This window comes from Streptomyces sp. NPDC058662 (genome assembly GCF_042716255.1).
In the GTDB taxonomy this organism is placed as follows: domain Bacteria; phylum Actinomycetota; class Actinomycetes; order Streptomycetales; family Streptomycetaceae; genus Streptomyces.
Window position 1 is genome coordinate 88,987 of sequence record NZ_JBHXRU010000011.1, and the last position, 9,268, is coordinate 98,254.

The following is a 9,268-nucleotide window of genomic DNA, read 5'->3' on the forward strand; positions in this document are numbered from 1 at the left end:
ATGTGCACGCAGGCCGGGGGGTTGGCAAGTCGCGTCGCCTCAGCTCTCCAGAAGCGTCAACAAGCGTTCCATAAAGGGCATCTGAGAAATCATCAGTTTTTCGGCGGCCTCCTCGGGGGTGAACCATGCCACCCGGTCGAGCTCGGGGAACTCCTGGACGTTCCCGGAGCGCGGCGGCCACTCCATCGAGAAGGTCCCGGGCACCATCAGGGCCGGGTCGAGGTCCGCCTCCACCGCCCAGACGGTCACGAGTTTCCCGCTGGACAGCCTCACATCGCCGAGCGGGAGGTACGGGCCCTCCGGCGGCGGCAAACCGAGCTCCTCGGTGAACTCCCGGCGGGCGGCGTCGCGGGGCGTCTCGTCGGGCTCGTACTCGCCCTTCGGGATCCCCCAGCCGCCCGCGTCGCGGGACGACCAGAGCGGGCCGCCCAGGTGCCCGAGCAGGACCTCGATCCCCGGGCCGGTCCTGCGGAAGAGCAGCAGGCCGGCACTGCGTTTGCGCGTCATGGTCCATGCATGCCCCGCGCGGCCGCCGCTCATCGCCCGCTCGCCCGCTCGGACACCGGTCGGTCGGCCGGTGGGCGTTCGGGGCGGCCCGCTCAGTGCGCGTGGGGGCCGTGCCGGTGCACCGGCCCGTGGGCGTCCGCGCAGTGCCCGTCCGCAGGGTCCTCGCCCACCCGGCCCACGGTGAGGAGGGAGTCCTGCGCGTGGTCCACCTGGAGGGTGGTGTGTGTGATCCCGTACTCCTTGGCGAGCAGCCGCTCCAGGTCGCGGCGCACGGCGTGGCAGTCGCCGGCCGGTTCCACGAGCACGTGCGCGGAGAGCGCCGCCTGCCCGGACGTGATGGTCCAGATGTGCAGGTCGTGGACCTCGGTCACCGGGGGGTGGCCGACGAGCCGGTCACCCACCGCGTCCGGATCCACATGGGCGGGAGCGGCCTCCAGGAGGATCCGGCCCGACTCGCGGACCAGTCCGTAGCCGGCCTTGACCATCAGCGCCACCACGACGAGGGTGGCGATCGAGTCCGCCTGCCGGAAGCCGGTGGTGAGCACGATCAGACCGGCGACGGCCGTCCCGATGAAGGCGAAGAGGTCGTTGAGGATGTGCTGGTAGGCGCCCTCGACGGCGAGCGAGGACCGGTTCGCCCGGGAGATGCACCAGGCCGCGGCCACGTTGACGAGGATGCCCGCGAGCGCCGTCACCAGGACCAGGCCGCCCTCCACCGGCGGCGGGTCCATGAGCCGCCGCACCGCCTCGTAGGCGAGCCAGACCGCCAGCAGGAGCAGGGTCAGCCCGTTGGCCTGGGCGGAGAGTATCTCCGCCCGCTTGAGGCCGTACGTGAAGCCGCCGCGCGCGGGGCGCGCCGCCAGCCGCATCGCGATCAGCGCCAGGACGATCGACACGGCGTCCGTCAGCATGTGTGCGGCGTCCGAGATCAGCGCCAGGGAGTGGGCCACGACGCCGATGAAGACCTCGACGGCCATGAACGCGCCGATCAGGCCCAGGGCGATCGCCAGCCACCGGCGGTCCGCGTCGGCGCTGACACCGTGGCTGTGGCCCGCGGCGCCGTGGCCGTGGTCGTGGCCGTGGTCGTCGGCTCGACTCCCCGGGCCGTGCCCCTCGTCCTGACCGTAACCGTGATCGCGGCCGTGGTCGTGCCCGCTCATCGTGTCCCCCGTCTGTTCGATTTCCCGGCGTCCTTCGCGTGAAGTGAAGCGCACCCCGGCGAGATCGGCAAAGGCTGCAACGGGGACCGTTGTCATTACCCATAACACGCCTCTGACCTGCGACGATGCCCGGCTGCTGCCAGTGCTCCGGGATCGTGGGAAAATTTGGTCATGGTCCAGCGCTCCGGTGTGCCGCCCGCGCCCCAGCTCGTTCTGGAGACCGACTGGGGCGCCACTGACATGGATCCCCACCGCGTCTACCACGTCGGGCGGGACCCCCTCTGCGACATCTGCCTCGAAGACGCCCGCGTCTCCTGGCACCACGCGATCCTCCGCCCCGACGGAGACCACTGGACGCTGGAGGACGACAACAGCACCAACGGCACCTGGGCCGACGGCCACCGCGTCCGCGCGTCGAGCGTCGGCCCCGGCAGCGAACTGCGCTTCGGCAGCGCCGTCGACGGCCCCCGGGCCGTCCTGGTCGGCCTCACGCCCCCCGCACCGCCCGCCGCCCGGCCCCCGCAGGTCTCCCACCCCGACCTGACGAGCACCTTCCGCCGTCCCACCAGCGTCCGCCCGCTGCCCGCACGGGCCGTCGTGACGATCGGCCGCGCCCCCGACAACGAGCTCGTCATCGACAACCTCGTCGTCTCGCGCCGCCACGCCGAACTGCGCGCCCTCGCCGACGGCACGTACGAGATCGTCGACCTCGGCAGCCACAACGGCACCTATCTCAACGGTGCGCGGATCCACGGCGCCGCACGCCTCGCCGAGGGCGACATCGTCGGCATCGGCCGGTCGGCCTTCTGCCTCGTCGGCGACCAGCTGCAGCAGTACGTGGACACGGGCGAGGTCTCCCTCGATGTCCAAGACCTCGGCGTGAGCGTCGACAACGGCCGCAAGACCCTCCTGGACCACGTCTCCTTCCCGGTGGGCGCCAAGAGCCTGCTCGCCGTCGTCGGCCCCAGCGGAGCCGGCAAGTCCACACTCCTCGGCGCCCTCACCGGACTGCGCCCCGCCGACCACGGCTCCGTCCTCTACGACGGGCGCGACCTCTACCGCGACTACGCCGAACTGCGCAGCCGCATCGGGCTCGTCCCCCAGGACGACATCCTGCACCTCCAGCTCACCGTCCGGCGCGCGCTCACCTACGCCGCCGAACTGCGCTTCCCGCAGGACACCGCCAAGGCCGAACGCCGGGCCCGGGTGGACGAGGTCATCGGCGAACTGGGCCTCCAGCAGCGCGCGGACCAGCCCATCCACAGCCTCTCCGGCGGCCAGCGCAAACGCGTGTCCGTCGCCCTGGAGCTGCTCACCAAGCCCTCCCTGCTCTTCCTGGACGAGCCCACGTCGGGCCTGGACCCCGGCATGGACCGGTCGGTGATGAACATGCTGCGCGGCCTCGCGGACGACGGCCGCACCGTCATCGTCGTCACCCACAGCGTGCTCAACCTCAGCGTCTGCGACCGCCTCCTGGTCCTCGCGCCCGGCGGGCGCGTCGCGTACTACGGCCCTCCCGACGAGGCCCTCGGATACTTCGGGTACGACCAGTGGCCCGAGGCCTTCGAAGCCTTCGAGAACGAGCGCGACCGGGACTGGGCGGGCGAGCACCGGGCCTCGCCGATGCACCGCCGCTACGTCGACGTCGACTCCGGGCGCCTGCCGCGCACGGCGGAGGCCGAACGGGCCGCCGGCGTCCAGCCGCCGCCCAAGGCACAGAGCTGGGGTTCCCAACTGTCCACCCTCATCCGCCGCTACGCCGCCGTGCTCAGCGCGGACCGCACCTTCCTGATCATCATGGTCGCCCTGCCGTTCGTCATGGGCGCCATGGCACGCGCGCTCGCCGGCAGCTCCCTCACGGCCGAGACGGCGCTGAACGCCCTGTTCATCCTCTGCGTCGGCGGAGTCCTGACCGGAGCCGCCAACGCGGTGCGCGAACTCGTCAAGGAACGCGTCATCTACCAGCGCGAGCGCGCCGTCGGCCTGTCCAGATCGGCGTACCTGATGTCCAAGGTGGTGGTCCTCGGCACGGTCACGATCGGCCAGGCCGTGGTCCTCACCCTGGTGGGCCTCGCCGGAGTGCGGATCAACGCCCCCAACGGCAAGGGCGTCTTCCTGCCGCCCCTGATAGAGATCACGGTCGCCGTCGCCCTGCTGTCCGTCACCGCGATGCTGCTCGGGCTGCTGATCTCCGCCCTGGTGAGCAAGGAGGAGGTCACCATGCCCCTCCTCGTCCTGCTCACCATCGTCCAGGTCGTCTTCTGCGGTTCCCTGCTGAAACTGACCGGAGTCCCCGTCATCGAGCAGTTCGCCTGGTTCGTACCGGCCCGGTGGGCGATGGGGGCGATGGGCAACACCATCGACCTGGGCGCCATCGTGCCCGGAAAGATCACCCAGGACCCTCTCTTCGATCACGAGGCCGATCTGTGGCTCATCGAGATGGGCATGCTCGTCGCCCTGTGCGTGCTGTTCGGCGTACTGGTGCTCCGCGTGCTGCGCCGCCACGAGCCCGCGGTCATGCGGAAGTAGGGCGGATGAGCAGCCCGATGGCGGACTCAGGGGGTGAGGTGCCGGACTTCCGGCCCACCCACGTCGTACCGGGGGAGGGACTCGCCGCCTGGGAGACGGCGGACGTGTCCCGGCCGACCACCCCGCTGGACGCCTTCCTGCCCGTGCAACTGCTGGCGCGCCGCGGGGAGTGGGGCGAGATCCTGTGCGCCAACGGCTGGTCAGCCTGGGTGGACGGCCGGCTGCTCGTCCCCGTGCCGCTCCCACCGCCGACGACCGGAGGGCCCGCCCCGGCGCGTACTGAGGACCCGAGGCCCCTGCTCGCCCGGAGCGCCGACGCGGTCGGGCGCTACCGCAGGGCCGTGGAGGAGCACGCCGCGGGGAGGCTGGACGCCGAGGGGTTCAGGAACTCCGTGCGGGGGCTGCGGGCCGGGATCGTGCTCGACGGGGAGTCGGCCTGGCTCTACGACCGCACCGCGGACCGGTGGCTGTACGCGGAGGGCCCGCGGGCCGCGACCTTCGCGGTGGCCGGCGGTCCGGGGGAGCGCCCGGCGACGACGGCGCCCGTACCGGAACCGAGCGAGGCCGACACGGTCGGGGTCCAGCTCGACGTCCTGCCGGAGCCGGGGGAGGCGCACGAGCCGACGCGCATCGTCCAGATCCCGGAGGCGCCCAGGGCCACGGAAGGCGGGGAGCGCTGATGGAGCCCGAGCCGGACCCGCAGCCGCAGCCCGAGCCGGACCCGCAGCCGGAGCCCGAGCCGGAGCCGCGCTCGGGCGCCCCCGGTCCGGAAGCTGCGCAGGGGCAGGGGCAGGGGCAGGAGCCGGAGCAGGAGCAGGGGCGTCCGCCGGACGCGGGCCCGGATCCGGTGCCGGGGCGTCCCGCGGACCTGCGGGGGCAGCGGGTCGCCGGATACCTGGTGGAGGCGGAGATCGGGCACGGCGGCATGGCCGTCGTCTACCGGGCCCGGGACCTGCGGCTCGACCGGATCGTCGCACTGAAGGTGCTGGCACCCGCGCTGGCCCGCGACGAGACGTTCAGGAAGCGGTTCACCTTCGAGTCGAAGGTGGCCGCCGCGATCGACCATCCGCACATCGTGCCCGTCTTCGAAGCGGGCGAGGCGGACGGGCTGCTGTACATCGCCATGCGCTACGTCGTGGGGAAGGACCTGCGGGCGCTGCTGGACCGGACAGGACCGCTGTCGGTGGTGGCGGCGGCCCGGATCACCGGCCAGGTGGCGTCCGCGCTGGACGCGGCGCACGCCCACGACCTGGTCCACCGCGACGTCACGCCGGGCAACATCCTGGTCGCCAAGGGTACGGACAGCGAGCACCCGGAGCACGTGTACCTCACCGACTTCGGACTGACGAAGAAGTCCCTGTCGCTCTCGGGGTTCACGCACGCGGGGCAGTTCGTCGGAACCCTGGACTACGTGGCCCCCGAGCAGATCTCGGGCAAGCCGGTGGACGGCCGCTGCGACGTCTACAGCCTGGGGTGCGTCGTCTACGAGAGCCTGGCCGGCGGGCCGCCGTTCCGGCGCGACGACGACATCGCACTGCTGTGGGCGCACCAGTTCGATCCTCCGCCGCCGTTGACCTCGCGCCGCCCCGGGCTCCCGGCCGGGGTGGACGCGGTACTGGCGAAGGCGCTGGCCAAGTCCCCGGAGGACCGGTGGCACAGCTGCCTGGAGTTCACCGGCGCGCTGCGGCGGGTCGGTGCCGCGGAGGCGGACGCGGGATCCGACGAGGGATCGGACGGCGCGGACACCGGCGCCGCCTCGCCGCCCCCGGCGCCCCCGGGGTGGGCGGCGCCGGTGTTCCGGCGGCGCGACTGAACCGCCGCAGGCCGCTTGAGGGGTCGGGGCCAGGGGCCGTGCGCGGCGGGGTCAGCGTCGAGGCGGGGCGGGATCGCCGGTCCGGTGGTGGAACGGGCGGGCCAGCAGGGCCCCCAGGAAGCCGGCCACCGCTCCCCACAGCAGGGCGAGGCCCACGTTCCGCCACAGCGCCGGGGCGAGTTCGACACGGACGCCGAGCCCGTCCGCCTCGCCGATGCCCAGCAGGGACAGCCCGAACTGCGCCTGGATCCGGGCCAGCAGACAGACCGTCAGCGTCGTGAGGGCCAGTGCGACCCCCAGGTGCAGCGCGTGCTGCCAGGCCCGGACGTGGGCGGGGGACCGTACGGCCGCCAGCACCCCCGTGCCGAGCAGCAGGACCGCCGCCACGGCCACCAGCCACCACGCCCGGGGGTCCTGCTCCGCCAGTGAGGGCACGTCGACGGTGGACAGCTCGGGCCCGCGCAGGACCTGGTCGAGCAGCTGGGGCACCGGCAGTCCGAAGGGGCCCTCGGCCCGCCCCTCCCATGCGCCGCCGAGTCCCAGGGTGAGCGCGATCCAGGTCAGGTTGGGGAGGCCCAGCAGGACCACGGCGAGGGTCCGCGCGGCGTTGCCCTGGGTCGCCGCCACCACGAGGGCGACGACCAGCCCGAGCACGACGTACGTCAGGAGCAGCACGGTCGTGGCGAAGGCGGCCGGTCGCACCGCCGCGTGGAAGCGGACCATGCCGCTCGGCAGCGGCGCGCGGCGCGACACGAGCAGAGAGATCAGCAACAGGCCGAGGATCCAGAGGAGTCCGTAGCCGAGGGTGGCGGGCACCGAGGCACGGAAGCCCACGGTGGGTGTGGCGTCGATGAGTTCACCGATCTCGCCGACGAGGGAGTCCCCGGTGACGACGCCGAAGGTCTGTCGGGCGAGCAGGGCGGTGCCGGTGAGGCCGAGCAGCCACAGGAGGACCAACGGGGCGGCTCGGCCCAGCAGTTCGCGGGGACGCGCCACCGCGCGGTTGTGCAGCGGGCGCAGGAAGAGGAAGCCGGCGGTGAGAGCTCCGGCGAGGCTCACGGAGAGCGGCAGCACCGACAGGCTCGCGTCGGCCCCCGCCAGGAAGCCGGCCCCGCCCGTGACCTCTACCGCGCCGCCGGCCGCCAGCACGACGACGGCGGCGACCACGCGCGGGAACGCCCCGTCCGGGAGGTCGCCGGCGCCCGCGCAGGCGAGTCCGGCCGCGGCGACGGCCGCCATGACCACGAAGCCCGCGACGACGGCGACGAGCGAGTCGCGCCATGCCCTCGCGGCGCCCCCGGACACCGATACCGCCGGCGATTCGGGAGACCTGTGTGTCTGGCTCACCCTGCAACCGTGGCACTCTCGGCTTGCGGGCACCACCTGAACGGCGCACACAATGGTCGCCAAAGGGAACTCCTCCTCCTAGGAAGAAGAGCCCGTGAGTACGCACCCCGATCACCAGCCGCCCCCGCAGCCCCCGCCCCCACCGTCCTCGTCGTCCGCGTCGACGACACCGTCGTCGGGGCGCCCCACCGGGCCGCCGTCCGGCCCGCTGTCGGGCGGCCAGCAGGCGCCGCCGCCGCCCCCGCCGCCCGCTCCTCCGGGCGGTTCCGGCCGATCGGGCGGCGCCGGCGGGCCCGCCAAGGGCCCCTGGTGGCGGTCCGTACCCCGGCTCGTCACCGCGCTCGTCGCCGTCGCCGCGGCGGTGGCCCTGGTCGTGGTGCTGATCAAGCCCGGCGGCAGCCCCGGCAGCGCCAACGCGGAGGTGTTCCTCCAGCCCGCCGCCGCGTCCGGCCCGGACCCGTTCACCGAGTCCAGCGCCACGAAGCAGCCCGCGCCACCGCCGGAGAGCCCGGCCCCTCGGAGCCCGTCCCCGGCCGGTACCTCCAGCGGCAATGTGGGCACCCGCAGCGTCAGCGGCGCGGAACCGGGCGTCTACCAGGGGACGAGGGCCACGGCCAGCTGCGACGTCGAGAAGCAGATCAAGACCCTGGCCGCCCAGCCCGACAGGAACGCCGCCTTCGCCTCGGTCCTCGGCATCCAGCCGGCGGCCGTCCCCGGATACCTGCGCTCGCTCACCGCGGTGCAGCTGCGGATGGACACCCGGGTCACGAACCACGGCTTCCGCGACGGCAAGACCACCTCGTACCAGGCCGTGCTCCAGGCGGGGACGGCTGTGCTGGTGGACGACCGGGGAGTGCCCCGGGTGCGCTGCGCCTGCGGGAACCCGCTCAGCGAACCGGTGCCGCTGCAGGCCAACCCCAAGCGCTTCGGGCAGACCTGGCCCTCGTACCAGCCGGCCAAGGTCGTCGTCATCGCGCCCGCGGTGACGGTCGTGAACACCTTCGTGTTCTACGACTACCAGGGCCGGCGCTGGTACGAACGCGACCGGGGCGACCACCACGGCCGCCGCGACAGGCCCGTACCGCCGCCGGTGATCCCGACGCCGCGGCTCACCCCGAACCCGGTGGTCACGCCGACGTCTCCGACCGGTACCCCGACGGGGACCAGGACCGGCACGCCGACAGGTACGGAGACCCGTACCCCGACGGGTACGGACACCGGCAGTCCGACGGGTACGGACACCGGCACCCCGACGAACACCGAGAGCGGTGACCCCACCGAGACCGAGACCGGTGACCCCACCGAGACCGAGACCGGAACCGGGACCCCGACCGAGAGCGAGCCCGGCACCCCGACGGAGACCGAGACCGGGACCGAGACCCCGAACACGCTGGTGTCGCCCGAGACCCCCACCTCGCCCGACCCCGGCACCGAGACCCCGACCGAGACGGCCACCCGCAACCTGGTGCCGTCGGAGACGGTGACCCCGGCCCCGCCCCCGCCCCCGCCCCCGACCCCGACCGACACGGAGCCGCTGCCGCCGACCCTCCTGACGACCCCGCCGCTCACCCGTTCGGCGGAGCCGCCGGTCGTGCCGCCGCCCCCGACCACGCCCGAGCAGGACGTGCCGGAGCCCCGGCCCACGACTCCGGAGCCCGCGGAACCGGAAGCGCCGCCGGCGGACCCGCCCGGCGACGGTGACGGCACCGGCAACGGCGACGGCGACGGAAACGGCGGGCAGTAGGACCCGGCCCTCCCGAACAGGAGCGGGTGCGGGTGCGGCGTAGTAGGTGACCCCGACCGCCTCCAGACGGGCGATCATCGTGTCGAACCGGTCCTCGGGGACGAGGAACGCGTAGTGCTGCGACTGGATGACGTGCTCGCCGTGATCCGCGGGGAGTCCGTCGTGTAG

7 protein-coding genes and 1 pseudogene are annotated in these 9,268 nt (G+C 73.5%); 4 read left to right on the plus strand and 4 right to left on the minus strand.

The window, feature by feature from the left end; translation table 11 throughout:
• Window positions 1–39: 39 nt before the first annotated feature.
• Entirely contained in the window at window positions 40–507 is a 468-nt protein-coding gene (locus ACFWUQ_RS07120) for an NUDIX domain-containing protein (protein ID WP_384533994.1), read from the minus strand.
• Between the two features lie 92 nt (window positions 508–599).
• Entirely contained in the window at window positions 600–1,667 is a 1,068-nt protein-coding gene (locus ACFWUQ_RS07125) for a cation diffusion facilitator family transporter (RefSeq protein WP_384533996.1), read from the minus strand.
• Between the two features lie 171 nt (window positions 1,668–1,838).
• Here ACFWUQ_RS07125 and ACFWUQ_RS07130 point away from each other — a divergent pair, with 171 nt between their 5' ends.
• From ACFWUQ_RS07130 to ACFWUQ_RS07140, 3 genes are read left to right on the plus strand one after another with little or no spacing between them, the layout of a single operon-like run.
• Window positions 1,839–4,196 (plus strand): FHA domain-containing protein, encoded by a 2,358-nt coding sequence (locus ACFWUQ_RS07130; protein WP_384533999.1) that lies wholly within the window; start codon window positions 1,839–1,841, stop codon window positions 4,194–4,196.
• Window positions 4,197–4,213: 17 nt separating this feature from the next.
• A complete protein-coding gene (locus tag ACFWUQ_RS07135) occupies window positions 4,214–4,876 on the plus strand; it encodes a hypothetical protein (RefSeq protein ID WP_384534002.1) in 663 nt (220 codons plus the stop codon).
• Window positions 4,876–6,009: a serine/threonine-protein kinase gene (locus tag ACFWUQ_RS07140; RefSeq protein WP_384534004.1), complete on the plus strand. Its 1,134-nt coding sequence runs from the start codon at window positions 4,876–4,878 to the stop codon at window positions 6,007–6,009. Before ACFWUQ_RS07135 ends, ACFWUQ_RS07140 begins: the two co-directional genes overlap by 1 nt.
• A 51-nt stretch (window positions 6,010–6,060) precedes the next feature.
• Here ACFWUQ_RS07140 and ACFWUQ_RS07145 read toward each other — a convergent pair whose 3' ends face one another.
• Entirely contained in the window at window positions 6,061–7,356 is a 1,296-nt protein-coding gene (locus ACFWUQ_RS07145) for a streptophobe family protein (RefSeq protein WP_384534007.1), read from the minus strand.
• A 94-nt stretch (window positions 7,357–7,450) separates the two neighbouring features.
• Here ACFWUQ_RS07145 and ACFWUQ_RS07150 point away from each other — a divergent pair, with 94 nt between their 5' ends.
• Complete coding sequence (locus ACFWUQ_RS07150; protein ID WP_384534009.1) at window positions 7,451–9,100, plus strand: DUF6777 domain-containing protein; 1,650 nt, start codon at window positions 7,451–7,453, stop codon at window positions 9,098–9,100.
• A gap of 27 nt (window positions 9,101–9,127) precedes the next feature.
• Here ACFWUQ_RS07150 and ACFWUQ_RS07155 read toward each other — a convergent pair.
• A pseudogene (locus ACFWUQ_RS07155) lies at window positions 9,128–9,268 on the minus strand (VOC family protein); the annotation flags it as partial.

Coding starts and splice junctions, on each gene's coding strand:
- ACFWUQ_RS07120 (WP_384533994.1), bottom strand. CDS start 507: ATGACGCGCAAACGCAGTGCCGGCCTGCTGCTCTTCCGCAGGACCGGC.
- ACFWUQ_RS07125 (WP_384533996.1), bottom strand. CDS start 1,667: ATGAGCGGGCACGACCACGGCCGCGATCACGGTTACGGTCAGGACGAG.
- ACFWUQ_RS07130 (WP_384533999.1), top strand. CDS start 1,839: ATGGTCCAGCGCTCCGGTGTGCCGCCCGCGCCCCAGCTCGTTCTGGAG.
- ACFWUQ_RS07135 (WP_384534002.1), top strand. CDS start 4,214: ATGGCGGACTCAGGGGGTGAGGTGCCGGACTTCCGGCCCACCCACGTC.
- ACFWUQ_RS07140 (WP_384534004.1), top strand. CDS start 4,876: ATGGAGCCCGAGCCGGACCCGCAGCCGCAGCCCGAGCCGGACCCGCAG.